This window comes from Rhodoferax sp. GW821-FHT07F03 (assembly GCF_059418745.1).
This window is the reverse complement of record NZ_JBWKQM010000009.1, coordinates 112,684-138,924: the sequence shown is the minus strand read 5'-3', so window position 1 is coordinate 138,924 and position 26,241 is coordinate 112,684. Positions and strand designations below refer to the sequence as shown.

Sequence of the window (26,241 nt, the reverse complement as noted above, 5' to 3'; positions counted from 1 at the left end):
CGCCGACTGAGTAGCAAAGCCGTTTTCTGAAAAGGCCGCTCCCGCATCGAGCCTCTTTTTGAAAAGACGATTTTCAACTTAGGAGTACCTCGATGAACGCACGCACCATGGACCTGGGGCTGGACCTCAACGCCCCCGATTACGTCAAAAACACCCAGCTCCTCGCCTGGGTTGCCGACATGGCCGCCCTGACCCAGCCCAAGGCGGTGTACTGGTGCGATGGCAGCGAAGAGGAATACGCCCGCCTCTGCCAACAACTGGTGGACGCCGGCACCTTCAAGAAGCTCAACCCCGCCAAGCGCCCCAACTCCTTCCTGGCCTGCAGCGACCCCAGCGACGTGGCCCGCGTGGAAGACCGCACCTATATCTGCTCTGAAAAGAAGGAAAACGCCGGCCCCACCAACAACTGGATGGAACCCGCGGAAATGCGCGCCACGCTGAACCCGCTGTTTGCCGGTTGCATGCAGGGCCGCACCATGTATGTAGTGCCGTTCAGCATGGGCCCACTGGGCTCGCCCATCGCCCACATTGGCGTGGAGCTGTCCGACAGCCCCTACGTGGCCGTCAACATGAAGACCATGACCCGCATGGGCAAGGCCGTGGTCGAACTGCTGGGTGCGGAGGGCAGCTTCGTCCCCTGCATGCACACCGTGGGCGCACCGCTGGCAGAAGGCCAGGCCGACGTGAAATGGCCTTGCAACAAGACCAAGTACATCGTGCACTTCCCGGAAACCCGCGAAATCTGGTCCTACGGCTCGGGCTATGGCGGCAATGCGCTGCTGGGCAAGAAATGCTTTGCGCTGCGTATCGCCTCCAATATGGGCCGCGACCAAGGTTGGCTGGCCGAGCACATGCTGATCCTGGGCGTGACCAACCCCGAAGGCAAGAAGTACCACGTGGCAGCCGCCTTCCCCAGCGCCTGCGGCAAGACCAATTTCTCCATGCTGGTGCCGCCCGCCGGCTTCCACGGCTGGAAAGTCACCACCATCGGTGACGACATCGCCTGGATCAAGCCCGGTGCCGACGGCCGCCTGTACGCCATCAACCCCGAAGCTGGCTACTTTGGCGTGGCCCCCGGCACCAACTACCACACCAACCCGAACTGCATGGCCAGCCTGGACAAGGATGTGATCTTCACCAATGTGGCGCTGACCGACGACGGCGACGTGTGGTGGGAAGGCATGGAAAAGGACAGCGGCAGCCTGCCCGACCATCTGATCGACTGGCAAGGCAAGGACTGGACGCCCGCCATCGCCCGTGAAACCGGCGCCAAGGCCGCCCACCCCAATTCGCGCTTCACCGTGCCAGCGACCAACAACCCCGCGCTGGACCCGGCCTGGGACGACGCCGCGGGTGTGGCGATCGACGCCTTCATCTTTGGCGGCCGCCGCTCCACCACCGTGCCCCTGGTCACCGAGGCCCGCAACTGGACCGAAGGCGTGTACATGGCCGCCACCATGGGTTCCGAAACCACCGCCGCCGCCGTCGGCCAGATGGGTGTGGTGCGCCGCGACCCGTTCGCCATGCTGCCTTTCACGGGCTACAACATGAGCGACTACTTCCAGCACTGGTTGAATATGGGCGACAAGCTGGCTGCATCGGGCGCCAAGCAGCCCCCAATCTACTGCACCAACTGGTTCCGCAAGGGCGAAGACGGCAAGTTTGTCTGGCCCGGTTATGGCGAAAACATGCGCGTGCTGAAGTGGATGATCGACCGCATCGAAGGCCAGGCCGCAGGCCAGGAAAACATCTTCGGCGTGAGCCCCACCTATGGCGAACTGAACTGGACCGGGCTGGACTTCACGCCGGCGCAGTTCGACACCGTCACCAGCATCGACAAAGCCGCCTGGCAGCAAGAATTGGTACTGCACACCGAGCTGTTCACCCAGCTGGCCTACCACTTGCCGCAAGCTCTGGTGGATACGAAGAAGGCGCTGGAACAGCGCCTGGCGGCTTGAAGCAACGCCTAAAGCAAAAAGCCCCGCACAAAATGGGCGGGGCTTTGGGGCCTAATGTCCGGCCAACGGTGCGGCCGGCAGTGCCTGATCGCCAGGCCTTGTCGGCAGCGCGGTTTGCGCGATTACAGGTGTGCGGACAGGCGGTACTGCGCAGCAGCGTAAGCTTGCGCGTCCAGACGGTCAAAAGCAGCCAGCACAGCACGGCCCAGGCGGCCTGATACGGGAGCCTTCTCTGCCACCACGGTAGCGTCGGCTTCTGCGTGGCGGCCCATGGCGACTTGCAGGTCGGCCATGATGCGGGGGTCGCTCAAAGCGGTGGCCCACAGGCGTTGGTCAGCACGGGCACGGGCCTGGCGTTGCGACCATGCATCCAGAGCCTGTACGATGCGGACGGCGGCGCGGCGGGCCGTACCAGCAAACAGTGCCAGCGCAACAAAGCCCACGGCCCACACGGCGCCCCAGGCGGCCAGCAGATGGCCTTCGCTCCAGTTGTCTACCAACTGGTCGGCAGCGACCACCAGTGCGGACACAATGGCGGCCAACAAAATGGTGGACAAGCCCTTGGCGGAATCAAAACGTTGGGACAGGCTACCGTTGGCCGACTCAGCACGGGTTGCGCCGGCATGTGCGGTAGGGAAGCTGGTTTGGGCAATGCTGGTCATGGTAATTTCCTTTGGATCTAGCGTCCTCTGGACGGGATCGCCGTAGACGCAAACGAATATTAGGGTTTACACCCATACGATCCAACTTTATCTTTGTGATGATCTCCATTCACCATGGTGATGAATGGCCTGCTGTCGGCATACAAGGAGAGCAGTTCAATCGGCCTGGGCCCGGCGCTCACTCCTGTCTGTGGATATTGGTTGAATTGGCCTCTCGCGCTGATATTCCCTGCGCAAGTAGCTCTAATTTTTATAGCAAATTATGTTGGAAGATGCGGTATGCAAAAACGGTTTTCTGGCACGTGCATCAGACGTCGTACCTGCACATAGCCATGACGCCACACCGTATCCATAAAGCAACACATCGCATTTATTACTGCACAAACGCTTACGCCACCCGCCATGAGCCTGCCTAACTTTCGCACTTTCGACCTCAATCTATTGCGGGTGTTTGATGAAATCATGGCCGAGCGCAGCCTCACCCGGGCAGCCCAAAACCTGGCGCTAACCCAGCCGGCCGTCAGCAATGCGCTGCGGCGCCTGCGTGAAACCCTGGACGACGAGTTGGTGCGCCGGCGCGGCCAAAGCCTGGAGGCCACGCCGCGCGCCCTGGCGCTGTGGCCGGTGGTACGCGAGGCCTTGCGGCAGCTGCAGGCTTCACTGGTACCCAGTGACTTCGTACCTGCGCTGGCGGACAGCACCTTTGTGCTGGCCATGGCCGACGCCACGGCGGCGGAGCTGATACCCGGGCTGGTGGACATTCTGGAAACCGAGGCGCCCGGCATCTCGCTGCGCGTGGTGCCACTGACCACACGTGACCCGCGCAAGCTCTTAGAGGATGAGTTGGCCGACCTGGCCGTAGGCTATTTCCCGGCGGTGATGAGCGACCTGACGGCCCGCGCCCAGGTGGGCAAGGCCACGCCGTATGCGCACCAGCGTCTCTACGACGGCCAATATGTATGCGCCATGCGCAAAGGCCATCCACTGGCCCCCGCCGGCCTGACGCTGGACGCGTTTTGCGCGGCGCGCCACCTGCTGGTGAGCTTTTCCGGCCGGGCTTTTGGCTTTATTGACGAAGCCTTGGCGCGCCAGAAACGCGAGCGGCGCGTGGTACTGACGGTGAACCAATTCTTCACCGCGGGCCGGGTCGTAGTCAATTCGGACCTGCTGACGGTGCTGCCACGGCATTTCGTCAGCGTCACCGGCATGGCCGATGCACTGCAGCTGCAAGAGCTGCCATTCACGGTGCCGGCTGTACACGTCGATGCGCTATGGCACCGGCGTATGGAGCATGACGCAGCCCACACTTGGCTACGCCTGGCTTTGGCGCGCTCCGCCAAAAAGGCGTTTGCGCCCTAAGAAAATGTCAACGCTCTCAGCGCATCACGCTGAGAAAGGCCAGTGCCGCGCCACGCAGTTCGGCGGACTGGTAAGGGTTGGTGCCAGAGCGGGCACCCGCGCTTTCCATCAAATCCTGGGCCACATTGGGCGTGTCTTTGCGGCGACGGATGGCAGGCACGGCTGCGCTGACGCTACGGAACAAGATCTTTTGGAGGAGCAGACTCAACATACAAATACCACCGGACAAACGGTGAAAAACAACGATGCTTGAAGAATAAGGGTTTTCCCTAGATATTCAAGCCCCAAGCTATGCGCTTGATGCATAACCTCGTGCAGACCGCCTGTGACAGGCATTTTCTGTGCAGTTATAGACAGGCCCGATCCCGCGTAGACTGGCCCTGCCATGAAGATCCAACTGCTGTCCGACCTGCACCTAGAAACCCACCCAGACTTCGCACCCACGCCCGCGCCCGACGCCGATGTGCTGGTACTAGCCGGCGATATCGGCTCCTACCAGGCGGGCTCGCGCCTGGACGATAGCGACTTCGGCCTGGCCCGCTTCTCCCCCCTGCCCCAGCACGCGGGCTGGCCCACGCCGGTACTTTTCGTGCCCGGCAACCATGAATACGACGGGCTGGATTTCGACACCGCCCACCAGCGCCTGCGCGCCACCTGCGAACGCTTGGGGCTGGCCTGGCTGGAGCGTGAAACCCTGGAGCTGCAGGGCGTACGCTTCATAGGCACCACGCTGTGGAGTGACTTTGACGCACTCGGGCCGGACGACACAGCCACCGAGGCTACCCTCGGCCAGCAGCTCAAGGCGCGTGACAAGGCCTTTCGCGCCGCCAACTACTATTTGACAAAGAACTCGGCCACCCGCAACGGCCAGCCCATGCTGGCCGATGCCATCCGCGAGCAAGCCTTGGAATGCCAGGCCTGGCTGCGCACGGCACTGGCCACGCCCTTTGCCGGCCCCACGGTAGTGGTCACCCACTTTGCGCCCAGCCTGCACAGCGCTGACCCACGCTACGGGCGCACGCCGGGCACGGCCGGTTTCTGCAATGCCTTGGACGATCTGCTGCCGCATGCGCAGCTATGGTTGCACGGCCATCTGCATGCCCCCAGCGACTACGTACACCGCGGTTGCCGGGTCGTAGCTAACCCCAGAGGCTATGCCCGCAAGAACGAGCAGCTGCACTTCCAAGAGGCGCGCTGCATCCAGCTGTGAACCATGTTTACTATGGTTTTAATAGCTGTTAGCGCTGGTAATACCTGCGCTAACGGGCAATCAGACCATCAAAGCAGGTAGACAGCACCCATTCAATGATCTGCTCGTCGCTGTGCTGGCCGCCGGCCTGCAAAAAGCCCAGCACCGGGTCGCAAGCACGCGCATACAGCGTGTACAGCACGGCCACGGCCGGCAACTGCGGGTTGATCTGGCCAGCGGTTTGCGCTGCCTGTATCCAGCCGCCGAGCTGGTCGCTGACCTGCACCAGCACATCCAGGTAGGCGTTATTGCCCATCAGATTGGCACGCAGGCTGGAGTTCTGGCTGGGCAGTGAAGGCATTTCACCAGCCAATTGCACCTGCATGGCCCAGCGCACCAGGGCTTGCAGCTTCAACAAAGGGGCATCGGTGGCTGGCAGGGCTTGCAGAAAGTCCCGTGTGCGCTGCAGCACACGCACCATGGCGGCAGCGGCCAGGTCTTCCTTGCTGGGGAAATGCTTGTACAGGCTGGCCTTGGCAATACCCACGCCCAGCGCCACCTCGTCCACCGTCATGGCGTCAAAGCCCTTTTCGGCCAGCAGACGGTTGACTGTCTGCACGATGGCCTCTTCGCGGGCCTGCAGCATCTGCTGCTTAAAGGAAATTTTGGGTTGGGGGGAAGAGCGCATACCGCATTTTAAGTGCAGATGCACAAAATAAGAACTACGGGTCTATTGTTAGACCCACAAGTCACTAAACACAATATGCGTACAACGGATATTCGAAAAATTCAGCCATATTATCTTTAATTTTATTTAAAAGTCGATTGTATCGACGCATTTATATTTCGCTACATATACCATTTGTACCCATTGCATCCTTGCTTGTGAATCCAATGTACTTAGTGGGTTTTCTAGCGCTTTATCTGTGATTTAAATCTGGGGCGGGCGGACAAAATTTAATTGCCCGTCCATCAACCCAGAGGATCACCATGCAAATCAGCAATGCAACCACCATTCCCGCCAGCACTGCCAAAGCGTCAACGGCAGTCTCCAAAAACTCCTCCATCAATGAAAAAAGTGCGAAAGCATTTAGCGCGGCCACTGCCGATGCCATGGGTCTGGCTAATTCGGCGGGTACAGCGGCTAAAACCCTGAACAGCAGCGCCGTAAATACCGTGAAATCGGCGGCAGAAAATACCACATCCACTGTTGCAGAAGGTGCCAAAGAATTAAAGAGTGCCTATAACAGCATGACCAACGGTATCAGCAATGCCGCCAGCAACGCAGTACAGGCGGTAGAAAACACCGCCAAATCCGCGGTCGATAGCACGGTAACCCTGGCCAATGAAAGCGTCGACGGTTTAAAAACCGCCTATAACGCCACCGCAAAAGGTATTGGCAAGGTTGCCAGCGCCGCCGCCGAATATACCCAAGCGGGCATATCGAACGCCACGCAGGTTGTTAGCGCACTGGTTTAGCCCACAGCCCGGCAATACCGAGCCAGGAGAATATTCTGTTTAAGTCCTATTGCCTGCGCGGAGTTGCGGTTGCAGCGTGTTTGCTGCAAACCGCCTGCTCCATATTCTCGCCCGTACCGCTGTTCGAACTGGTCAAGGCTTCGGGCACAGCCGCCAGCACGCTCATCACGGTCGGGCCCAGCAAGGCCAAGGACACGGTCTACCACATCCATCCTACTTTCGACAAAGTGTGTATTGAATTCAACCCGCAATCCCAAGCGGTGGAAATTCTGCCCGCGGTGCAATCTGAATTGCGCTTGCACCAAATAGAAAGTCGGATATATGAAGCTGGTACCGCTCCCGGCAACTGTGAAATCTGGCTGAATTATGTGGCCTATGTGGAGTGGGATATTCCACCTTTTACCAACGACTATAAAACCTATTTAACCAGTACCACGCTGACATTACGTACGGCTGGCGGCAAGGTTTTATCCAAGAGCAGTTACGCATTGGACCCAACTTATGGCATGGGTAAATGGTCTTCCACACGCAGCAAGGTAGCTCCGGTGGTTACTGCTTTACTCACCGGTTTTGAAAACTAAATCCTGAAAGATTCATATGGCACAGACTATCTATCGCGTACACGCATATTTGATGGCGATATTTGTATTGGGCGCGCTAGGAGCCTGCGCCGGATCGGACAGTATTGTCCCGCCACCCGTACGGGTAACGGCTTTGCAGCAGCCCATGGATATTGAGCCTGTTGCCACTGGTGCGATATTCCGTTCGAATATGACGGTAACCTCCTTATTTTCAGACCGCAGAAAGCCGACCAAAATCGGCGATGCCCTGAAAATCGATATTTCCGAAACCCTGAGCGCCACCAGCGAACAAACCAGCAATACCAGCAAGGAAACCAAGCTGACACAAAAAGGGCCGGGATCTGAATCCAACTCCCTGGGCAGCATCCTCAAGGGCATCATGAACGTGGACGCAACCGCCTCGGGCACCGACACGCTCAAGGGCTCGGGCACCGCCGGCAATAGCAGCAAGTTCAGCGGCCGATTGGCGGCTGCAGTGATCAACGTCATGCCCAACGGCTACCTGCTGGTGGCCGGCGAAAAAAGCATCGTGTTGAACAACGGCATGAGCACACTGCGCTTCTCTGGCGTGGTGAACCCGTATGACATTACCGCGGGCAATGTGGTCGCCTCTGGCGATGTGGTGGATGCCAAGCTGGAACTGGTCGGCAAGGGCGATGTGCAAGACGCTACGTCCCGCAACTGGATGCAGCGCATTCTGGCAAAAAGCCTGAGTTTTTGGTAGCCAGCCCCCTGGGCTGCGGGCAAGCTACTGCAGGCAGCTCTACCTGAGCCCAAGCCTTATTGCAGCGAGGCAGCCGCCGCGTCGGTCAGCGCGGCGCTCAAGGTGTCCAGCACCTCGGACTGCAGATTCCAGCAGTGCCAATAGAGTTGGATCAGCAGTGCCTCTTTCGGAACCAGATTGACCAGTTCCCCCTGGGCCAACAAATCCAGCACCAGCAACTCGGGCACCACGCTGATGCCCCAGCCGGCGCGCACGGCACGCACCTGGCCTTCGGAACTGGGCACGAAGACCTGGCGCAGAGACACCCGCTTGAGACCGTACTGCTGGCTGACGAACTCGCGCTGCATATCATCCTTGCGGTTGAAGGCGACAAATGGCACGTTGCGGAAGTTGTGCGCCGTCAAGCCATGCGGCAAGTGACGGCGTGCATATTCGGCCTGGGCCACGGCCACATAGCGCATGGCGCCCAGGTGCACCACCTTGCAGCCGCGCAGGGCCTGTTTCAAAGTGGTTACGCAGCCCAGCACCTGGCCTTCACGCAGCCATTCCTGGGTAAAGTCCTGGTCATCGGTGATGATCTCCAGCGGCAAGCCCTGGGCCACCACGCCCTGCAAGGCGCCCATGGCCCAGGTGGCGATGCTGTCGGCGTTGATGGCGATCGACACCCGCTCCTCGTCGCGCGCGCCGCCGTTGATGCTGGGCGCCAACTCCTGCATGTCGCGCTCCAGATCAGCTCGCAGCAGGCGCAGCTGCTTGGTGTGTTTGATGAGCAAATGGCCGGCGGCCGTGGGCTTGAGCGGGCGGCTGCGCACCACCAGCACGGTGCCGGCCTGCGCCTCCAGCGAGCGCAGGCGCTGCGACACTGCAGACTGCGTGATGTTCAGCCGCTGCGCCGCACGCTCGAAGCCCCCCTCTTCCACAATGGCGGCAAGGCATTCAAGGGCGTCGGGGTCAAAACTGCTCATGGAAGGCGAATGTACCTTAGGAGCCTAGCCGGTATGTGTACGACCGCTAAATCCGTTGCCGTAGCGGGCCAGGCTCAGGCCCTCCATGCTAATGTCCGGCTTGCGCTGCGACAGCAGGTCAGCCATCACACGGCCGGTGCCGGCTGCCATGGTCCAGCCCAGCGTGCCGTGGCCGGTGGACAGGTGGAGATTGGGGTACGGCGTTTCGCCCAGCACCGGCGTGCCATCGGGCGTCATGGGGCGCAGGCCGGTCCAGAACTCGGCCTTGGACACATCGCCGCCCTTGGGGAACAAGTCGGTTACCACGTGGTTCAGCGTGTTGCGGCGCTCTTCATGTAGCTCCAGGCTGTAGCCAGCCAGCTCGGCCGTACCGCCCACGCGGATGCGGTCACCCAGGCGGGTCACAGCAACTTTGTGGGTTTCGTCCATCACGGTGGATTCGGGCGCGCAGGCCGCGTCGGTGATCGGCACAGTGATGGAATAGCCCTTCACCGGGTACACCGGCAGGTTGAAGCCCAGCGGCTTCAGCAGGACGGGCGAATAGCTGCCCAGCGCCACCAGATAGCTGTCGGCCTGCAGCAGGCCCACGCTGGTATGCACGCCGGTGATCTTGTTCCCATCGGCGGCAATGCGTTCGATATGCACGCTGGAGCGGAATTCCACACCCAGGGCCTCGGCCATCTTGGCCAGGCGGTTGGTGAACTTGAAGCAGTCGCCAGTTTCATCGCCAGGCAGACGCAGCGCGCCGACGAACTTTTCCTTCACCAGGGCCAGTGCCGGCTCGTGTTCCAGGTAAGCCTCGCGGTCCAGCAGCTGGTAGGGCACGCCGTACTGCTTCAATATTTCGATGTCCTTGGCCGTGCCGTCCAGCTGCTTCTGGTTGCGAAACAGCTGCAGCGTGCCCTGGCTACGCTCGTCGTAAGCAATACCGGTGTCAGCGCGCAGCTGCTTCAGACAGTCGCGGCTGTACTCGGCCAGGCGCACCATGCGGCCCTTGTTGATCTGGTAGCGTGCCTCGGTGCAGTTGCGCAGCATGGACATACCCCAGCGCCACATGCTCGGGTCCAGCAGCGGGCGTATCACCAGCGGGCTGTGGTGCATCATCAGCCACTGGATCGCCTTCAGCGGCACGCCCGGCCCGGCCCAGGGCGCCGAGTAGCCGGGCGACACCTCACCCGCATTGCCGTAGCTGGTCTCCAGCGCGGGGCCGGGCTGACGGTCCACCACCGTCACCTGGTGTCCGGCCTTGGCCAGGTAGTACGCGGTCGTGGTGCCGATCACCCCGCTGCCCAAGATCAGAACTTTCATGTGGCGCTCGCTTTGTGAGAAATTGAAACTTGTTGAAATATAAGTTGACCTAATTTATAACACCATGGTTTATTAGAAACTCTAATTCTGAATTAGAGTCTGTTGTGAGATGCTTGCAGTCCCAGAGACAACGGCCCCGCGCCGCAAGAAACACACCATGCCCAACACCCACCTGCTCATCAACGGCCAGTCCGTTCCCGCCGGCTCCGGCGCTACCTTCGAGCGCCGCAACCCGCTGGATGGCAGCATCGCCACCAGCGCCCCCGCCGCCACAGTGCAGGACGCAGTGGCAGCAGTAGAAGCTGCAGCCGCCGCCCTCCCCGCCTGGTCGGCCACCGGCCCAGGCCAGCGCCGCACGCTGCTGACCAAGGCCGCTGCCGCACTGGAAGCCAAGGCCCCGGCCTTCATCGCCGCCATGGCCGCCGAAACCGGCGCCTCGGCGATGTGGGCCGGCTTCAATGTGCACCTGGCCGCCGGCACCCTGCTGGAAGCCGCATCGCTGACCACACAGATCAACGGCGAAGTCATTCCATCCGACGTGCCAGGCAGCCTGTCCATGGGCGTGCGCCAGGCGGCTGGCGTAGTGCTGGGCATGGCGCCGTGGAACGCGCCGGTAATCCTGGGCGTGCGCGCCGTCGCCGTACCGCTGGCCTGCGGCAACACCGTGGTGCTGAAGGGCTCGGAACTCTGCCCCGCCACCCACGGCCTGATCATCGAAGCGCTGCAAGAGGCCGGCCTACCGCCCGGCGTGGTGAACTTCATCACCAACGCGCCGGCCGATGCGGCGGCGGTGGTCGAAGCCATGGTCGCCCACCCCGCCGTGCGGCGTGTCAACTTCACCGGCTCGACCCATGTGGGCAAGATCATCGCCGGCGTCTGCGCCAAGTACCTGAAGCCGGTGGTGCTGGAGCTGGGCGGCAAGGCCCCGCTGCTGGTGCTGGACGACGCCGACCTGGACGCCGCCGTCAACGCCGCCGCCTTTGGCGCCTTCGCCAATTCGGGCCAGATCTGCATGTCGACCGAGCGCATCATCGTGGACGAAAAAATCGCCGATGCCTTCGTGGCTCAGCTGGCCGCCAAGGCCGCCAGCCTGCCGCTGGGCGATCCGCGCAAGGGTCCTGTCGTGCTCGGTTCCGTCGTCGACATGAGCACGGTACAGCGCTGCAACGCACTCATCGACGACGCGCTGGCCAAAGGCGCGAAGCTGCTGTGCGGTGGCAAAGCCGACAGCACCTTGATGCCCGCCACCTTGCTGGACCACGTGACGCCGGCGATGAAGATCTACAGCGAGGAATCCTTCGGCCCGGTGAAAGCCATCGTCCGCGTCAGCGGCGTCGATGCGGCCGTGGCCTGCGCCAACGACAACGCCTATGGCCTGTCCAGCGCGGTATTCGGCCGCGACATTGCGCGCGCACTGCAGGTCGCCGGGCGCATCCAGTCCGGCATCTGCCACGTCAACGGCCCGACGGTGCACGACGAACCGCAGATGCCGTTCGGCGGCGTCAAGGGCAGCGGCATCGGCAGCTTTGGCGGTGCCGCCGGCATCGCAGCGTTCACTGACCTGCGCTGGGTCACGGTGCAGACCACGCCACGGCACTATCCTTTTTGAGGCAAAAGTTTTATAAAAAGACTGCTAGTGCAGGTATTGGCTGCGTTAGCAGCTATATTTTCAATAGCACATTCTTACAAGCTATGCGCAGCCCGCAGGCACTCCTGCAACAGCCGTGTCGCCGGCGAGGGCTCGGGCGTGCGGCGGGTGATGCCCAGAAACTGGCAGGCGTAGTGGAACAGCGCGGGCTGTACGGCACGCATCTGGCCTTTTTGCACAAAGCCCTCGGCATAGTGGTCGGGCAGGAAGCCCAGGTAGTGGCCGCTCAGGATCAGCGTGGCGATGGACTCCTGGTCGAAGCCCGTGGCCTTGCGCGGCAAGCGCTCGCGCTGGCTGATTTCCATGTTCGGCGAATGCTGGCCCAGGCCGGCAAACGGGTAGCGGCGCAGGTCGTCCCAACCCATGGCCTGCATGTCTTGGCCAAACAGCACATGCTGCACGCCGCAGTACAGCAGCATGGTTTCGCCAAACAGCGCGTCGTAGGCCAGGCTGTCGGCGTTGCGGTGGCCGGGGATGATGCCCAGCTGGAACTGGCCGTCCAGCACCCCGCGCTCGATGGCGTGGATGGTCGCCACGTGCAGGCACAGGCGCACATCCGGGGCCTGCTGCGCAAACTGGGCTATGGCCGCATGGATGCGCGCTTGCGGGTTGCTGGCGGTCTTGTCGAACACCGCCAGGTGCAGCTCGCCGCCCATGCGCTGGTGCAGCGCGTCCACGCTGGCGCGAAAGGCCTCGGCGCCGGCCAGCAGGCGCAGCGTCTCGGTGTAGATCTGCTGGCCCTCGGGGGTCAGCGCAAAGCCGCTGCGGCCGCGCCGGCACAGCGTCAAGCCCAGCCGGGTTTCCAGGTCTTTGACGTGCCGACTGACGGTGGAGGTGCCGATGTTCAGCTCCAGCTCGGCCGCCGCCATGCCGCCGCATTCGACCACGCTCTTGAACACCCGCAGCAGGCGGATGTCCATATCGGTCAGCTGGCCCAGGACGGCGCGATTTTTTACTTGCATATATTGCTAACTGAATATGGATATTTAATGCTTTATAAGAGTAACAGACACCGCAAGAATGCGTGATCCACTTTTTACTGGAGCATCCATGGACATGACCGACAGCCAGCAACTCAGCCCCCGCCCCCGTACCGACGCCGCCTGGCTGGACGCGCACTGGATGCCTTACTCGGGCAACCGCAACTTCAAGGCCGACCCGCGCATCATCACCGGTGCCAAGGGCAGCTACTACACCGATATCGACGGCCGCCAGATCCTGGACGGACTGTCCGGCCTGTGGTGCTGTGGCCTGGGCCATGGCCGCGCCGAAATCACGGCCGCCGCCACCCGCCAGCTGGCCACGCTGGACTACTCACCCGCCTTCCAATTCGCCCACCCGCTGTCGTTCGAGCTGGCCAACAAGCTCAAAGAACTGACGCCCGACGGCCTGGACCACGTGTTCTTTACCGGCTCCGGCTCGGAAGCCGCCGACACCTCGCTGAAGATGGCGCGCGCCTACTGGCGCACCAAGGGCCAAGCCAGCAAGACCCGTTTGATCGGCCGCGAAAAGGGCTACCACGGCGTGAACTTCGGCGGCATCTCGGTCGGCGGCATCGGCGCCAACCGCAAGATGTTTGGCGAAGCCCTGCAGGCCGACCACCTACCGCACACCCAGCTGAAAAGCAACGCCTTCTCGCGCGGCATGCCGAAGACTGGCGCCGAGCTGGCCGACGGGCTGCTGGACCTGATTGCGCTGCACGATGCGTCGAACATCGCCGCTGTCATCGTCGAGCCCATGTCCGGCTCGGCCGGCGTGGTGGTGCCACCGGTGGGCTATCTGCAGCGCCTGCGCGAGATCTGCACCGCGCACAACATCCTGCTGATTTTTGACGAAGTGATCACCGGCTTTGGCCGCATGGGCGCGATGACTGGCGCCGAGGCCTTTGGCGTCACGCCCGACATCATGAACGTGGCCAAGCAGATCACCAACGGCGCCCAGCCCATGGGTGCGGTGCTGGTCAAGAAGGACATTTACGACACCTTCATGGCGGCTGGCGGCCCCGACTACATGCTGGAGTTTGCCCACGGCTACACCTACTCGGCCCACCCCGTGGCCTGCGCGGTCGGCCTGGCTACGCTGGACATCCTGGTGCAGGAAAACATGGTGCAGCGCGTGCAAGCCATTGCCCCACATTTCGAAAATGCCGTGCACAGCCTGAAGGGCGCCAAGCATGTCACCGACATCCGCAACTACGGCCTGGCCAGCGGCATCACCATTGCCGCCCTGCCCGGCGAGCCGGCCCGCCGCCCGTATGAGATTGCCATGGCGATGTGGAAGAAGGGTTTTTACGTGCGCTACGGTGGCGACACCATCCAGCTGGCGCCGCCGTTTGTCATTACGCCCGCCGAGATCGACAGCATGGTGAACGCCCTGGGCGAAACGCTGAACGCCCAGGCCTGAGTGGGATGAGCGGAACAAGCGCCGCGCAGCGCCCTTCGGCGGTACCCACGGTGCAGATCGACAACGATCGCGTCAAGGTCACCGAATGGCGCTTTCCACCCGGCGCCCACACCGGCTGGCACCGCCACGGCATGGACTATGTGGTGGTGCCCATGACCAGCGGCAGCCTGCTGCTCGAGACCCCGGACGGCGACGTGCACAGCGCTTTGACCGCCGGCCAGTCCTACACCCGGCTGACCGGCGTGGAGCACAACGTGGTGAATGCCAACACGCACGAATTCGTGTTTGTCGAAATCGAACTCAAATAGCCTGAAAATTTAAAGATTTCAGGCCGCCAGCGCAGATATTGCTTGCGCTGGCAGCTATAAATAATGCAGCAGGCAGAACCGCTGGCAAGTCCTGTTTACAGGGGCTTACGGCTGCAGTAAGGTGGGGGAACAACCCACAAGGGCCGTTCCGGGAGCAGCGCGCTGAGGGCGCAGCCCCCTTGCAAGAAATGGCATGCCCACATCCACGCACCGAGGCCCTGACACCACAGGCCCACCCACCGCCAACAGCGCGCAAGCCTTGCAGCAGCAGCTGCGCCAGCTGAGCCGTGGCATAGGTGTTGCAGCCTGCCTGTGGCTGGTACTGGTAGCCGGCCTGACGCTAATGGTGTCGGACAGCATCGTCGCTGCGCGCATCAGCGCCGAGGCCACCACTGCCGGCCGCGAAACCAGCACCACGGCCCACATCATCGACCGCACCTTCGTGGAAGTGGCCAGCGTGGCCCGCCTGCTGGGGCGCCAGACCGAAGTGCACACGGTGCTCGCCCAGTACAACCCGCAGGCAGTCACCCTGCTCTACTTTCCCGATGGTGAGCGGCGCCGGCGCCTGCTGCACAACCTGGATGTGCGCGAGCTGGGCGACGGCCTGGCCGGGCTGGCCAAAAATCTGGGCTACGAGCGCATCTTCATCGTCAACGTAGCCGGCCTGGTGGTGGCGTCCAGCGACTGGCAGCTGGCCGACGGCATGGTCGGCAAGTCCTACAAAAGCCGCAGCGACTTCAACGACGCGATGGCCAACGGCCAGGGCCAGCTGTTCACCGCCGTCCACACCACCAGCCAGCCGGGCTTCTTCTTCTCGCTGCGCATAGACCAGGACGAGGTGCCCATGGGGGTGGCCGTCATCAACCACAACGCCAGCACGCTGGCGCCGCTGCTGTCCAGCAACCAGATCGCCCTGGTGCTGGACAGCAGCGGCACCGTGGTGAGCGCCTCGCGCGCCGAATACATGCTGCGCCATGTGGGCCCGCTGAGCCAGGGCAAGCCGCCCAGCGGCGCCATGGCCAGCATCCCCATCGAGCGCCCACCTCACTTGCGCCATGCCGACCACTGGCTGGTGGATGGCAACTCCTATCTGCTGACGCGCAGCCCCCTGTCCGAGCCCGGCTACGAGCTGCTGGCGCTCAGCCAGCTGGACACGCTGGACCCCATGGTGCGCTGGCACTACGGGCAGGGCGCGCTGGTGGCTGCCATGGGCCTGGCCGTGCTGTTGCTGCTGGGCCGCGTGCTGCGCCAGGTGCTGCGCCAGCGCCATGCCGCGCTACAGCTGACGCAGGAGCAGAGCGACTTTCTGCAGGCCATGATCGACTGCATCCCGATACCCATCCTGTACCGCGATGCGCAGGCGCTCTACCGGGGCAGCAACAAAGCCTATAACGAGGCCTTTGGCTACAGCCCCGAAGAGCTGGTGGGCACCACCGTGATGGCACTGGAGACCGTGCCGCTGGCCATACGCCAGTCGCTGATGCGGGAGCAAACCCAGTTGCTGACCACCGGCGGCCGCTTCAGCCGCATCGGCGTGTTCACCTATACCGACGGCAAGCCGCACACCACGCTGTACTCCAACACCACCTTCCGCAACGCCGAAGGCAGCGTGGCCGGCCTGGTGGGCGTGCTGGTGGACATCACCGAGCTGACCCAGGCGCAAGAGCAGCTGCGCCTGGCCAAGGAAGTGGCCGAGGAAGCCACCCAGGCCAAGTCCATGTTCCTGGCGAACATGAGCCACGAAATACGCACCCCGATGAACGCGGTGATAGGCCTGTCGCACCTAGCGCTGAAGACTCACCTGGACCCGCGCCAACGCGACTACATCGGCAAGATCCACCGCGCCGGGCAGAACCTGCTGGGCATCATCAACGACATCCTAGACTTCTCCAAGATCGAAGCCGGCAAACTGGAGGTGGAGCACACCCCATTCCGGCTGGACGAGGTGCTGAACCACGCATCCGCCATGGTGGCCGACCGCGCCGACGCCAAAGAGCTGGCCCTGGTATTCGACGTGGCGTCGGAGGTTCCCTCCACCCTGGTCGGCGACCCGCTGCGCCTGGGCCAGGTGCTGACCAATCTGCTGGGCAATGCCGTGAAGTTCACCGACGTCGGCTACGTCAGCGTGGTGGTACGCGTGGTGGACAAGCGGCCCGGCGACGTGCAGCTGCACATCGCCGTGACCGATACCGGCATCGGCATGAGCGAGGCGCAGTCGGCCCGGCTATTCCAGGCCTTCACCCAGGCCGATGGCTCGGTGACCCGCAAATACGGTGGCACCGGCCTGGGCCTGGCCATCAGCCGCGGACTGGTAGAAGGCATGGGCGGGCAGATCGCGGTGCAGTCCACACCCGGCAACGGCAGCTGCTTCAGCTTTGACATCTGGCTGGGCCTGGCCGACCCGGCCAGCCTGGTGCCGCCCCCGGAATACGATGGCCCCCGGCTGGACGGCCTACGCCTGCTGCTGGCCGAAGACAACGACATCAACCAGCAGATCGCCACCGAACTGCTGCACAGCGCAGGCGCCGTGGTGGACCTGGCAGACAACGGCCGCCAGGCCCTGGACATGCTGCACGCCGCAGCACCCACGCACTACCATGCCGTGCTGCTGGACCTGCAAATGCCCGTCATGGGCGGGCTGGAGGCGGCCCAGCACATTCACACCGATGCCCGCTACCAGGGCCTGCCCGTCATCGCCATGACCGCCCACGCCCTGCAGGAGGAACGCGAACGCTGCCTGGCCGCCGGCATGCTGGACCACATCACCAAGCCGCTGGACCCGGTGGGCCTGCTGCAATGCGTGCAGCGCTGGGCCCGGCCCGCAGCGCCGCACAGCGCGCCGCCCAGCATGCAGGCGGCGCACGCCTCCCGGCTGGCGCCCCAGCCCGGGCTGGACACCCAGGCCGGCCTGCGCCGCGTGGCCGGCAACGAAGCCCTGTACCTGCGCCTGCTGGGCCAGTTCACCGACAGCCATGCGCAAGCCCCCACCAAAGCCCAGATCGCGCTCCAGCAGGGCGACCTGGAAGGCGCCCAACGCATGCTGCACACCATCCGCGGCGTGGCCGGCAATATCGGACTGACCGACTTGGCCGCCGCCGCCCAGGTGGTGGAAGACCGGCTGAAACAAGATGGCCCGGCCAGCGCCGCCGAAAGCGTCGCCGTAAGTGCCGCCATGGAGCAGCTGCAGCAGCAAACCCGCCGCGCCGTCGAAGCCCTGCGTGCCTTGCTGGAAACCGCCACGCCCGATGCGGCTGACACCCCGCCGGCCCCACCCGACCTGGTCGCCCAGGCCCGTGGCCGCCACCTGGCCCAGCTGCTGGCCGACAGCGATGGCGACTGCGTGGACTATCTGCAAGCCCATGCGGCCAGCCTCCGCAGCCTGTTTGCCCCCGGCGGCTTCAACGCCATGCACAACGCCATGCAACGCTTCGACTTCGAGCTGGCGCATAGCCTGCTGACAGACGCGCTGCTACAGGCGGCGCGGACCTAGTGCTATTGTTTTAGGAGCCATCAGCGCAGGTACTACCTGCGCTACAGGGCTTTTTCACTCAAGGCGCCACCACCAGGTCTTTCACCCGCTCCTGGCGTATCAGGTACAGGCCGCTGGCGATGATGATGGCACCACCCAGCAGGGTGCGGGCCTGCGGCAGGGTCTGCCACAGCAAACCATCCAGCAAGATGCCCCAGGCCAGCGCGGTGTACTCGAACGGCGCCACCACCGAGGCCTGGCCGGAGCGGAAGGCCTGGGTAATCGCCAGCTGGCCGATGAAACCGCTGATGCCTATCACCACCAGCTGTGGAATATGCGCGGGCTGCACCGCCACCCAGTCTGGCCAGGCCAGCGCACCTCCGGCCACGGCCAGCCCGCTGGTGCCCCAGAACACCAGGCTGGCGCTGGAATCGGTGCGGCTCAAAATGCGCCCGGTAATGGCCGATAGAGCGTAGCAGCTGGCCGACACCAGCACGGCCAGCGCACCCCATGACAAAAAGGCCCCCTGGCTGGGCCGCAGCGCCACCAGCACCCCGCAAAACCCACCCGCAATCGCCAGCCAGTGGCTGGGCCGCACCCGCTCCTTCAGCACCGGGATGGACAGCATGGTGATCAGCATCGGCGCCACGAAGAAAATGGCGTAGGCCTCAGCCAGCCCCAACGTCCGCAGCCCGTAGACGAATGACGACAGCATGGTCACACCCACCACCGTGCGCAGCACATGCAGCGGCCAGCGCACCTTCAGCAAACCGCCCCACTCCCTGCGCCACAGCACATACAGGCAGACCAGGGGCATGGCCGCCAGGCCGCGCAGGCACGCCACCTGCAGCGGCGGGTAGCTGCCGGTCAGCGATTTCATGGACGCATCCATCAAGGAAAAGGCCCCCACGGCAATCACCATGGCGACGATGCCGCGCAGATTCGCGGCCGCAGAAGAAACAGGGGAGGAGGACACAGGCAGAACTCGGTAAGTCGGGGCAGCGCAAAAGACAAACCGCTACCATCGCAGACGACTATAGCCAAGGCCAGCCTCTGGCCGCTACCGCAGGGACATCACCATGCCAATCTGGAAACAAGCCGTCACCGTCGAATCACTCAGCGCCGCAGGCCTGGGCACCGCCATCGCCCATCTGGGCATAGAGTTCCTGGAGGTGGGCGACGACTTCCTGCGCGCCCGCGTGCCGGTGGATTCGCGCACCTGCCAGCCCTATGGCCTGCTGCACGGCGGCGTCAGCGTGGTACTGGCCGAAACCCTCGGCTCCTGCGGCGCCATGTTCGCCGCGCCACCCGGCCACCGCGCCGTGGGCCTGGACATCAACGCCAACCACCTGCGCGGCGTGACCAGCGGCTGGGTCACCGGCACGGCGCGGCCGGTGCACATAGGCCGCACCACCCAGGTGTGGCAAATCGACATGGTGGACGATGCCGGAAAACCTACGTGCGTGTCACGTATCACCATGGCTGTGTTGGAGCCTAAATAAGCCTGCGGCGCAGGATTTACCCGCGCAAGCAGCTACACAAATAATAGCAATCAGCTCGCCTCACCCGAGCCACGCGCCAGCCGCTCGCTCTTCCAGTACACGTCATCCCCGCCGTCCACGCGGTTCAGCACCCGCGCCAGTACGAACAGCAGATCACTGAGCCGGTTCAGGTAATGGCGTGGCGTATCTTTCAGTGCGTCTTGCTGCTCCAGCGCCACCACGGTGCGCTCGGCGCGGCGGGCCACGGTGCGGCACACATGGGCTTGGGACGCGGCACGGGTGCCGGCGGGCAGGATGAATTCGGCCAGGCGCGGCAGCGTGGCGTTGTGCTCGGCCAGGGCCTGGTCCAGCGCCAGCACGGCATCCGGTTTGAGCAACTCAAAACCCGGTATGGACAGCTCGCCGCCCAGGTTGAAAAGCTGGTGCTGCACCTCCACCAGCAAGGTACGCACGCCCTCAGGCAGCGGTTCGCACAGCAGCAGGCCGATATGGCTGTTTAGCTCGTCCACGTCGCCCATGGCGTGCACGCGCAGGCTGTTCTTGGACACGCGGGTGTTGTCGCCCAGGCCGGTCGTGCCGTTGTCGCCGGTACGGGTGGCGATTTGCGTGAGGCGGTTGGCCATGGCGCTGCTCCTTCAGAATAAGGGGAGAATTGTGCGCGATCTATAGTGAACCGGAGACAGCCCATGAACGCCCCCACCGCCTCCCAGCACCTGCTGCCCACCCTGGCTATCCGCGAAGTGCCGCCCGCCTTGGTCGAGGCCCTGCAAGCCCGCTTTGGCGCGCAGTTCAGCACCGCACTGGCCGTGCGCGAGCACCATGGGCGCGATGAGTCGGCCTTTGCCGTGCCGCCGCCGGCCGCCGTGGTGTTTGCGGAAAGCACGGCCGATGTGGCCGACGCGGTGCGGCTGGCCGCCGCCCATGCCACGCCCATCATTCCGTTCGGCGTGGGCTCGTCACTGGAAGGCCATTTGCTGGCGGTGCAAGGCGGCATCAGCCTGGACGTCAGCCGCATGAACGCCATCCTCAGCGTGAACGCCGACGACCTGACGGTGACGGTGCAGCCCGGCGTAACGCGCAAGCAGCTGAACGAGGCCATCAAGGACACCGGCCTGTTCTTCCCCATCGACCCCGGCGCCGACGCCTCCATCGGCGGCATGTGCGCCACGCGCGCCAGCGGCACCAATGCCGTGCGCTACGGCACCATGCGCGAGAACGTGCTGGCCCTCGAAGTGGTCACTGCCAGCGGCGAAGTCATCCACACCGGCACGCGGGCCAAGAAGTCCAGCGCGGGCTACGACCTGACGCGGCTGATGGTGGGCAGCGAGGGCACGCTGGGCGTAATCACCGCCGTCACGCTGAAGATCTACCCCCTGCCCGAGGCGATATCGGCCGCCATCTGCTCCTTCCCCAGCATCGAGGCCGCCGTGCGCACCACCATCCAGGTGATCCAGCTGGGTGTGCCGATCGCGCGGGTGGAGCTGATCGACGCCAACACCGTGCGCATGGTCAACGCCCATTCCAAGCTCGGTCTGCGCGAAGAACCCATGCTGCTGATGGAGTTCCACGGCTCGCCCACCGGCGTGCAGGAGCAGGCCGAGCTGGTGCAGGAGATTGCCTCCGACCACGGCGGCCAGGCCTTTGAATGGGCCAGCACGCCCGAAGAGCGCACCCGGCTGTGGACGGCGCGGCACAACGCCTACTTCGCCGCCGTGCAGTCACGCCCGGGCTGCAAAGCCATCTCCACCGATACCTGCGTGCCTATCTCGCGCCTGGCCGACTGCCTGTTGGATTCGATTACCGAAGCCGACGCGTCCGGCATCCCCTACTTCCTGGTCGGCCATGTGGGCGACGGCAACTTCCACTTCGGCTACCTGATCGACCCCGACAGCGCCAAGGAGCGTGAGAAGGCCGAGCAGCTCAACCACGCGCTGGTGAACCGTGCGCTGGCGCTGGACGGCACCTGCACCGGAGAACACGGCGTGGGCCTGCACAAGATGGACTTCCTGGTGAGTGAGACCGGCGCCGGTGCCGTCGCCATGATGCGCGCCATCAAGCAAGCGCTGGACCCGCTGAATATCCTGAACCCGGGCAAGATATTTCGCCTATAGGCTGCTTTTCAAAGATTGCTTGCCAGCGCTACTTCGGCCATGTCGGTGTAGCCCTGCAGCACTTTCTCAATGCCATCCTGGGCCAAGGTATGCATGCCCGCCGCCTGCGCCGCTTGGCGGATATCGGACGCCGGGGCCTGGCGGCGGATATGCCGGCGAATGCCTTCATCACTCACCATCAGCTCATGGATGCCCATGCGCCCGTGGTAACCGGTATGTTCGCACTGGCTGCAGCCTCGGCGCCGCCATAATTTCACCTCGCCCGTCCCCGCCCCGTACTGGGCGCGCCAGCGCTGCACCAATGCCTCATGCGCACTGGAAGTTACGCCACTACCGTCGTCGCAGCCCAAATACTGCGTGGCCAGGGACTGCAGCGCATCGCCCGTGGCCGCATACGGCTCGCGGCAAGCGGTACATAGTCTACGGACCAGACGCTGCGCCAAGATGGCCAGCAGCGAATCGGAAAAATTGAAGGGATTCAAGCCCATTTCCAATAAGCGGGCAATGCTTTCCGGCGCCGAGTTGGTATGCAGGGTCGAGAGCACCAGGTGGCCGGTTAATGATGCATCCACAGCCACCCTGGCGGTTTCTTCATCGCGCATTTCACCGATCATGATCACGTCAGGGTCGGCACGCAAAAAGGTCCGCATGGCCGCGGCAAACGTCCAGCCAATGCGCGGGTTCACTTGCACCTGCCGCAACCCGCTTTGGGTGATTTCGATGGGGTCCTCGGCCGTCCATATCTTGCGGCCATCCGTATTGATATCGCGTATGACCGAATGCAGCGTGGTGGTTTTCCCACTGCCCGTGGGACCACAGACCAATATCAGGCCATAGCTTTTTTGCACCACGGCGCGCAAGGCAGCAAGGTTGGCGGCGCTCAGGCCAATGGCCTCCAAAGGCAAGGGCTTGGCACCTTCCAGCAGACGCAGCACAACGTCTTCCAGGCCGTGCGCGGTCGGAACGGTGACCACACGCAACTCCACTGCCGGGCCACCAAAACGGGAGAAGTCGATCTTTCCATCCTGGGGCTTGCGGTGCTCAGAAATATCCAGACCCGCCATGATCTTGATACGCGCAACAATCGAGAAACGAAAGCGGCCCGGCACTTCCAGATACGGCTTCATGGCACCGTCCACACGCAACCGTATCCGCACATTCGCGGGAGCGGGTTCGGTCTCGATATGGATGTCCGAAGCGCGGTGGGCAATGGCCTCGTCAATGATGGAGTTGATCAGTCGCACCAAGGTGTTATCCGACTCGCTGACCGTATCCGATGGCTCGGCATCCACATCGCGTGCGCTGCGACCCAGGTCGCCCGCCAGTTCCAGGGCAGTAGCGCGCGGAACAGCTACGGGTGCTCCCGTTGCTGGCGTGGCTGGCATGACGGCTGCCCGGTGGCGACGATAAGCCTGCTGGATAGCGGGCAGCAAAGTACCTGGGGCGCCTTGCACGGTGACCAGACGCCGCTGCGTCAAGAAGCGCAATTCATCCATCAGCGTCCGGTCCAAAGGGCTGGCCACCAACAGCACCAGGGCATCTTCACGCACCATCAGCGGTAGCACGGACTCCCGTTCGGCTACCGCTTGCGGCACCAGAGCCAAGGCCTGCGGGTCGGCATTTAAACCTCGTGGATCCACCATGTAAGTGCCCAGCCAGCTATCGATCGCATGCTGCAGCTGCTCCCGGGTCAGATCGCCTTGCTCGACCAAAATCTGGCCAAGCTGGCGATGGTGCCCGCTCCCCCGCTCCTCCTGCTGAATCTTCATACAAGCCGCCATGGTCTGTGGGCTGACCAAACCCGCCTGCACGATGGCTTCTCCCAGATGGCGTGCCGTACCCACCACGGGATGCGGTGAAGTCACCAAGTCCCACAAAGCATCGGCATTCTGCGGCCGAAAACACTGGGCTATTGACCTCTCCCCCGCCAATGGCACGGACGCCATGGGCGAACGCGGGTTGGTATCGACGCACAAAGGACTGGTGTCTGGAAAGTTACGCATCGCTGGAGCTCTTGGTACTTGTTCACCGCCGTTTTGGCATCGCGGCGGCATACGATCTAAAAGAGCCCATTGTAATAAAATGATTTAAACGATATTAATGATTTAATCAATTCGTCTAAATTGAGTGGAAATTTGATAATTTGTCACAAAATCCACCTGCTTACGCATTCCGTATCCAAAATGACCACGAAACGGAGTGAGGCAACTCGCTATGCCGTCAACGACAACCCATCAGATGTGAAAAGAGCACGGCGCATGCACAAAGCGTGACGGATAAACCGCGCCTTGGCACCTGGTCTGCTGAATATTCCGAGCCTGGGAAACATCTTCAAGCTGTAAAGCCTCTTCGCCGCGATACCGATGGCTGGGTATCAGACGGCATTCTTCAATTCACAACGATTCCCGTCCGGGTCCAGAAACACACCTATAACGCCCCAGTCGAAGGCATGGATCTCGACCGACACGCCCCGCTCTCGTAGCTCCATGGCGGCGCTGTGAACATCCAGAACGTTGAACCGCAAGATGGTGGAATTTTGCGCACGCGACTTTTCACCGTGACAAGCAACACCGCCCCGCTCGACCATTAAATAGGCAGCGCCCAAAGCGAATGTGGTCAAGGTTTCTTGAACGTGCACAACGGGCAAAGACAAACAGTCCCGGTAGAAACCAACGCACGGTTCATAGTTTTCAACGAACAGAATGATCCCGGTTTGCTCAATATCCATGATCGAAGTCACTATATTTTTAATAGCTGCTACCGCAGTAGATATCTGCGCTAGGGCCATATTTTCTATAAATCCGCGAACTGCGGACCGGCATTACTCGCCGATGAAATAGCTCCGCTTGATCGCGTACTCCGAGCCCTTGCGGAACTGGCCCGGTACCCACTTTTTCCAATCTTCAAACAGGTCTTGCGGCTTCCAGGTGTCGGCGGCAGCGGAGCCGTATTGGTCGATGTGGCGCTTTACGGACTCGCGGAAACGGTGGTGGGCAAATACGCGCATGAACTCGCCGAAATAGATGTCGGCCACGCGGGTGTTGCCACGGATCAGCACCATGTTTTCGTCGTTGGTGTCCACGCTGGCTTCGCTGAAGTTGGCCGAACCCGCCAGAACGGCCGGCTGGCTGCCCAGCGGGTCGATCAGCATGAACTTGGTATGCACCCAGTTCACGTTGACGCCGATGCCGCCGCTCTCCTGGTGCCAGCCGTCGATCCAGTCCACAAAGATGCTGCTGCCCAGGGCCATGCCGATGTTCGGAAAGCGGCGTATGCGCTCGATATCGGCAATGGCGGCGGCGCGCGAGGCGGCGTTGCCACCGTTCACATATTTGTCCAGCAAGGCAAAGCGCAGCACACCGTCGTTTTTGTCGAACACCGGGCGAAAGTCTTTCACGATGCCGAAGGGGAAGGTCATGAACAAAGGCTTGGGGTCGTCGGCCAGCGCAATCCACCAATCGAACACGCTACGGCCACGGTGCGGCGAGAAGATGGGCGTCAGCGCGTCCGCCGTGGTGGCGGGCGGCAGGGCATTGCTGGTCTCTGTCCAGTCCTTGATGGCGTCAGGCGCCGGGTCGCCCTTGAGTTCATTCCAATAACCCAGGTAGCGCTGGGCCAGCGCTGCGTCATGGATGGCGTGGCCCACGTTCAGCTGGCCGTACAAGGCGTTGCGGCTGATATTGGTGGAGCCGGTCCACACCGACACCGGCTTGCCGTTCTGGCTGAGCACGATGAACTTGTTGTGCATCAGCTTGGTGTGGCTGCGCGGAAAGCTGATGCCCTTGATCTTGGCTTTGGCGATGGCCTGGGCATTGGTCTTGCCGGTGTCGTCGTCCAGGCCGTGGTAGATCAGCTTGACGTCCGCTCCGGCCTGGTGCGCCGACTTGAAGGCCTGCAGCACGTCGGGCCAGGGCTGCTTTTCCGGCAGATGCAACTCGTAAATGGCCGCATGCAGGCTGTAGCTGCGGTCCTTGGCCCGGGCGATGAAGGCCAGCAGGCCGGGCACCAGGTCGCGCCCCAGCCATTCGTAGGCGGGTGCGCCGGCCTGCTCCAGCGTCTGCCCCGGAAAGCGTTTGGTGAAGGCCTGGGAGGCAATGGCGCCCCGGTTGAAATGCACCTCATGCTGGGCATCGGCCAGCGGCTCGCTGGCGATGGTGACCGTGGTGGCGGCCTTCTCGGTCAGCGCGCCCGGCTGGCCGTACATGGGAATAACGCGGTACTGGTAGCTGTAGCCCGGCTTGACCGTGTAGTCCGCCCATTGGAAGGACTGGAAGGGGTGCTCATGGCTGTTGGCGTCTTCAAAGCCGGTGGGTGGGCGGATGCTGGGAAAAGTCTTGTTGCCGCGCAGCCAGATGGTTTCGTCTTCCACCAGATCGGTACGCTGGATGGCAAAACCCATCAGGCCTTTGGCGTCCGCCTCCTGCATATCGAAGGCCAGAAAGACGACATAGGTTCCGCTGATGGCCCGCACCTTGACGAGCCCTGACACCGTGGTTCGCATACGCATCCTCCATCGATAACGCTCTAACGGGGAACAATAAAAAAAGGGGCTGTACCTGCGCACAACCCCTTTTT

Annotated in this window: 23 protein-coding genes; 12 read left to right on the top strand and 11 right to left on the bottom strand. The window is 62.8% G+C overall.

Annotated elements, in window-relative coordinates; translation table 11 throughout:
• The first annotated feature begins 92 nt into the window (after positions 1-92).
• Positions 93-1,958 carry a phosphoenolpyruvate carboxykinase (GTP) gene (locus tag AC07R0_RS15295; protein ID WP_495105477.1) on the top strand — a complete coding sequence of 622 codons (1,866 nt, stop codon included), beginning with the start codon at positions 93-95 and terminating at the stop codon, positions 1,956-1,958.
• Between the two features lie 122 nt (positions 1,959-2,080).
• Here the strand turns inward: AC07R0_RS15295 and AC07R0_RS15290 are convergent, their stop codons facing one another.
• A complete protein-coding gene (locus tag AC07R0_RS15290; RefSeq protein ID WP_495077044.1) occupies positions 2,081-2,620 on the bottom strand; it encodes a hypothetical protein in 540 nt (179 codons plus the stop codon).
• Between the two features lie 402 nt (positions 2,621-3,022).
• Between AC07R0_RS15290 and AC07R0_RS15285 the strand changes: the two genes are divergently transcribed.
• Positions 3,023-3,979 (top strand): LysR family transcriptional regulator, encoded by a 957-nt coding sequence (locus tag AC07R0_RS15285; RefSeq protein ID WP_495105476.1) that lies wholly within the window; start codon positions 3,023-3,025, stop codon positions 3,977-3,979.
• Positions 3,980-3,995: 16 nt separating this feature from the next.
• Here AC07R0_RS15285 and AC07R0_RS15280 read toward each other — a convergent pair whose 3' ends face one another.
• Entirely contained in the window at positions 3,996-4,190 is a 195-nt protein-coding gene (locus AC07R0_RS15280) for a hypothetical protein (protein WP_490591676.1), read from the bottom strand.
• A 174-nt stretch (positions 4,191-4,364) separates the two neighbouring features.
• Here AC07R0_RS15280 and AC07R0_RS15275 point away from each other — a divergent pair, with 174 nt between their 5' ends.
• Positions 4,365-5,189, top strand: coding sequence for a metallophosphoesterase (locus AC07R0_RS15275; RefSeq protein WP_495105475.1), 825 nt, complete (start codon positions 4,365-4,367; stop codon positions 5,187-5,189).
• Between the two features lie 49 nt (positions 5,190-5,238).
• On the opposite strand, the gene AC07R0_RS15270 is transcribed toward AC07R0_RS15275, so the two are convergent.
• The gene (locus tag AC07R0_RS15270; RefSeq protein ID WP_495105474.1) at positions 5,239-5,856 is read right to left on the bottom strand and encodes a TetR/AcrR family transcriptional regulator; all 618 of its coding nucleotides are present in this window, start codon (positions 5,854-5,856) and stop codon (positions 5,239-5,241) included.
• Positions 5,857-6,158: 302 nt separating this feature from the next.
• On the opposite strand from AC07R0_RS15270, the gene AC07R0_RS15265 reads away from it, so the two are divergent.
• The 3 genes from AC07R0_RS15265 (at position 6,159) to AC07R0_RS15255 (ending at position 7,952) form a co-directional block, all read left to right on the top strand.
• Entirely contained in the window at positions 6,159-6,647 is a 489-nt protein-coding gene (locus tag AC07R0_RS15265) for a hypothetical protein (RefSeq protein ID WP_495105473.1), read from the top strand.
• Positions 6,648-6,727: 80 nt separating this feature from the next.
• On the top strand, positions 6,728-7,228 hold the full coding sequence (locus tag AC07R0_RS15260) for a cell division protein FtsI (protein WP_495077039.1): 501 nt from the start codon (positions 6,728-6,730) through the stop codon (positions 7,226-7,228).
• A gap of 145 nt (positions 7,229-7,373) precedes the next feature.
• Complete coding sequence (locus AC07R0_RS15255) at positions 7,374-7,952, top strand: flagellar basal body L-ring protein FlgH (protein WP_495077038.1); 579 nt, start codon at positions 7,374-7,376, stop codon at positions 7,950-7,952.
• A 56-nt stretch (positions 7,953-8,008) separates the two neighbouring features.
• Here the strand turns inward: AC07R0_RS15255 and AC07R0_RS15250 are convergent, their stop codons facing one another.
• Positions 8,009-8,917, bottom strand: a complete 909-nt coding sequence (locus tag AC07R0_RS15250; protein WP_495077037.1) for a LysR family transcriptional regulator ArgP — start codon at positions 8,915-8,917, stop codon at positions 8,009-8,011.
• Positions 8,918-8,941: 24 nt separating this feature from the next.
• Entirely contained in the window at positions 8,942-10,225 is a 1,284-nt protein-coding gene (locus tag AC07R0_RS15245) for a D-amino acid dehydrogenase (protein ID WP_495105472.1), read from the bottom strand.
• A 157-nt stretch (positions 10,226-10,382) separates the two neighbouring features.
• On the opposite strand from AC07R0_RS15245, the gene AC07R0_RS15240 reads away from it, so the two are divergent.
• Complete coding sequence (locus tag AC07R0_RS15240; protein ID WP_495105471.1) at positions 10,383-11,834, top strand: aldehyde dehydrogenase family protein; 1,452 nt, start codon at positions 10,383-10,385, stop codon at positions 11,832-11,834.
• 74 nt (positions 11,835-11,908) lie between these two features.
• On the opposite strand, the gene AC07R0_RS15235 is transcribed toward AC07R0_RS15240, so the two are convergent.
• Positions 11,909-12,835, bottom strand: coding sequence for a LysR family transcriptional regulator (locus tag AC07R0_RS15235; protein WP_495105470.1), 927 nt, complete (start codon positions 12,833-12,835; stop codon positions 11,909-11,911).
• 88 nt (positions 12,836-12,923) lie between these two features.
• Between AC07R0_RS15235 and aptA the strand changes: the two genes are divergently transcribed.
• The 3 genes from aptA to AC07R0_RS15220 all read left to right on the top strand — a co-directional run bounded on the left by aptA (position 12,924) and on the right by AC07R0_RS15220 (position 18,074).
• Positions 12,924-14,276, top strand: a complete 1,353-nt coding sequence (gene aptA / locus AC07R0_RS15230) for an omega-aminotransferase AptA (RefSeq protein WP_495105469.1) — start codon at positions 12,924-12,926, stop codon at positions 14,274-14,276.
• A 5-nt stretch (positions 14,277-14,281) separates the two neighbouring features.
• Positions 14,282-14,584, top strand: a complete 303-nt coding sequence (locus AC07R0_RS15225; protein ID WP_495105468.1) for a cupin domain-containing protein — start codon at positions 14,282-14,284, stop codon at positions 14,582-14,584.
• 193 nt (positions 14,585-14,777) lie between these two features.
• Positions 14,778-18,074, top strand: a complete 3,297-nt coding sequence (locus tag AC07R0_RS15220; RefSeq protein ID WP_495105467.1) for an ATP-binding protein — start codon at positions 14,778-14,780, stop codon at positions 18,072-18,074.
• Positions 18,075-18,132: 58 nt separating this feature from the next.
• Here AC07R0_RS15220 and AC07R0_RS15215 read toward each other — a convergent pair whose 3' ends face one another.
• The gene (locus AC07R0_RS15215; protein ID WP_495105599.1) at positions 18,133-19,035 is read right to left on the bottom strand and encodes a DMT family transporter; all 903 of its coding nucleotides are present in this window, start codon (positions 19,033-19,035) and stop codon (positions 18,133-18,135) included.
• A 97-nt stretch (positions 19,036-19,132) separates the two neighbouring features.
• Here AC07R0_RS15215 and AC07R0_RS15210 point away from each other — a divergent pair, with 97 nt between their 5' ends.
• Positions 19,133-19,555, top strand: a complete 423-nt coding sequence (locus AC07R0_RS15210) for a hotdog fold thioesterase (RefSeq protein ID WP_495077017.1) — start codon at positions 19,133-19,135, stop codon at positions 19,553-19,555.
• Between the two features lie 50 nt (positions 19,556-19,605).
• Here AC07R0_RS15210 and AC07R0_RS15205 read toward each other — a convergent pair whose 3' ends face one another.
• On the bottom strand, positions 19,606-20,178 hold the full coding sequence (locus tag AC07R0_RS15205; protein WP_495105466.1) for a cob(I)yrinic acid a,c-diamide adenosyltransferase: 573 nt from the start codon (positions 20,176-20,178) through the stop codon (positions 19,606-19,608).
• Positions 20,179-20,241: 63 nt separating this feature from the next.
• Here AC07R0_RS15205 and AC07R0_RS15200 point away from each other — a divergent pair, with 63 nt between their 5' ends.
• On the top strand, positions 20,242-21,666 hold the full coding sequence (locus AC07R0_RS15200) for an FAD-binding oxidoreductase (RefSeq protein WP_495105465.1): 1,425 nt from the start codon (positions 20,242-20,244) through the stop codon (positions 21,664-21,666).
• Positions 21,667-21,674: 8 nt separating this feature from the next.
• On the opposite strand, the gene AC07R0_RS15195 is transcribed toward AC07R0_RS15200, so the two are convergent.
• The 3 genes from AC07R0_RS15195 to AC07R0_RS15185 all read right to left on the bottom strand — a co-directional run bounded on the left by AC07R0_RS15195 (position 21,675) and on the right by AC07R0_RS15185 (position 26,167).
• Positions 21,675-23,669, bottom strand: coding sequence for a GspE/PulE family protein (locus tag AC07R0_RS15195; protein WP_495105464.1), 1,995 nt, complete (start codon positions 23,667-23,669; stop codon positions 21,675-21,677).
• A 371-nt stretch (positions 23,670-24,040) separates the two neighbouring features.
• Positions 24,041-24,394 (bottom strand): VOC family protein, encoded by a 354-nt coding sequence (locus AC07R0_RS15190; protein ID WP_495105463.1) that lies wholly within the window; start codon positions 24,392-24,394, stop codon positions 24,041-24,043.
• A gap of 93 nt (positions 24,395-24,487) precedes the next feature.
• Positions 24,488-26,167 carry a phospholipase D-like domain-containing protein gene (locus AC07R0_RS15185; RefSeq protein ID WP_495105462.1) on the bottom strand — a complete coding sequence of 560 codons (1,680 nt, stop codon included), beginning with the start codon at positions 26,165-26,167 and terminating at the stop codon, positions 24,488-24,490.
• Between the last annotated feature and the right edge of the window lie 74 nt (positions 26,168-26,241).

What these genes read in the sequence shown, in the direction of transcription:
- AC07R0_RS15250 (WP_495077037.1), bottom strand. Translation starts at nt 8,917, where the DNA reads ATGAGCAGTTTTGACCCCGACGCCCTTGAATGCCTTGCCGCCATTGTG.
- AC07R0_RS15275 (WP_495105475.1), top strand. Translation starts at nt 4,365, where the DNA reads ATGAAGATCCAACTGCTGTCCGACCTGCACCTAGAAACCCACCCAGAC.
- AC07R0_RS15235 (WP_495105470.1), bottom strand. Translation starts at nt 12,835, where the DNA reads ATGCAAGTAAAAAATCGCGCCGTCCTGGGCCAGCTGACCGATATGGAC.
- AC07R0_RS15205 (WP_495105466.1), bottom strand. Translation starts at nt 20,178, where the DNA reads ATGGCCAACCGCCTCACGCAAATCGCCACCCGTACCGGCGACAACGGC.
- AC07R0_RS15225 (WP_495105468.1), top strand. Translation starts at nt 14,282, where the DNA reads ATGAGCGGAACAAGCGCCGCGCAGCGCCCTTCGGCGGTACCCACGGTG.
- AC07R0_RS15245 (WP_495105472.1), bottom strand. Translation starts at nt 10,225, where the DNA reads ATGAAAGTTCTGATCTTGGGCAGCGGGGTGATCGGCACCACGACCGCG.
- AC07R0_RS15280 (WP_490591676.1), bottom strand. Translation starts at nt 4,190, where the DNA reads ATGTTGAGTCTGCTCCTCCAAAAGATCTTGTTCCGTAGCGTCAGCGCA.
- AC07R0_RS15210 (WP_495077017.1), top strand. Translation starts at nt 19,133, where the DNA reads ATGCCAATCTGGAAACAAGCCGTCACCGTCGAATCACTCAGCGCCGCA.
- AC07R0_RS15220 (WP_495105467.1), top strand. Translation starts at nt 14,778, where the DNA reads ATGCCCACATCCACGCACCGAGGCCCTGACACCACAGGCCCACCCACC.
- AC07R0_RS15265 (WP_495105473.1), top strand. Translation starts at nt 6,159, where the DNA reads ATGCAAATCAGCAATGCAACCACCATTCCCGCCAGCACTGCCAAAGCG.
- AC07R0_RS15185 (WP_495105462.1), bottom strand. Translation starts at nt 26,167, where the DNA reads ATGCGAACCACGGTGTCAGGGCTCGTCAAGGTGCGGGCCATCAGCGGA.
- AC07R0_RS15190 (WP_495105463.1), bottom strand. Translation starts at nt 24,394, where the DNA reads ATGGATATTGAGCAAACCGGGATCATTCTGTTCGTTGAAAACTATGAA.
- AC07R0_RS15290 (WP_495077044.1), bottom strand. Translation starts at nt 2,620, where the DNA reads ATGACCAGCATTGCCCAAACCAGCTTCCCTACCGCACATGCCGGCGCA.
- AC07R0_RS15200 (WP_495105465.1), top strand. Translation starts at nt 20,242, where the DNA reads ATGAACGCCCCCACCGCCTCCCAGCACCTGCTGCCCACCCTGGCTATC.
- AC07R0_RS15270 (WP_495105474.1), bottom strand. Translation starts at nt 5,856, where the DNA reads ATGCGCTCTTCCCCCCAACCCAAAATTTCCTTTAAGCAGCAGATGCTG.
- aptA (WP_495105469.1), top strand. Translation starts at nt 12,924, where the DNA reads ATGGACATGACCGACAGCCAGCAACTCAGCCCCCGCCCCCGTACCGAC.
- AC07R0_RS15195 (WP_495105464.1), bottom strand. Translation starts at nt 23,669, where the DNA reads ATGCGTAACTTTCCAGACACCAGTCCTTTGTGCGTCGATACCAACCCG.
- AC07R0_RS15295 (WP_495105477.1), top strand. Translation starts at nt 93, where the DNA reads ATGAACGCACGCACCATGGACCTGGGGCTGGACCTCAACGCCCCCGAT.
- AC07R0_RS15285 (WP_495105476.1), top strand. Translation starts at nt 3,023, where the DNA reads ATGAGCCTGCCTAACTTTCGCACTTTCGACCTCAATCTATTGCGGGTG.
- AC07R0_RS15240 (WP_495105471.1), top strand. Translation starts at nt 10,383, where the DNA reads ATGCCCAACACCCACCTGCTCATCAACGGCCAGTCCGTTCCCGCCGGC.
- AC07R0_RS15255 (WP_495077038.1), top strand. Translation starts at nt 7,374, where the DNA reads ATGGATATTGAGCCTGTTGCCACTGGTGCGATATTCCGTTCGAATATG.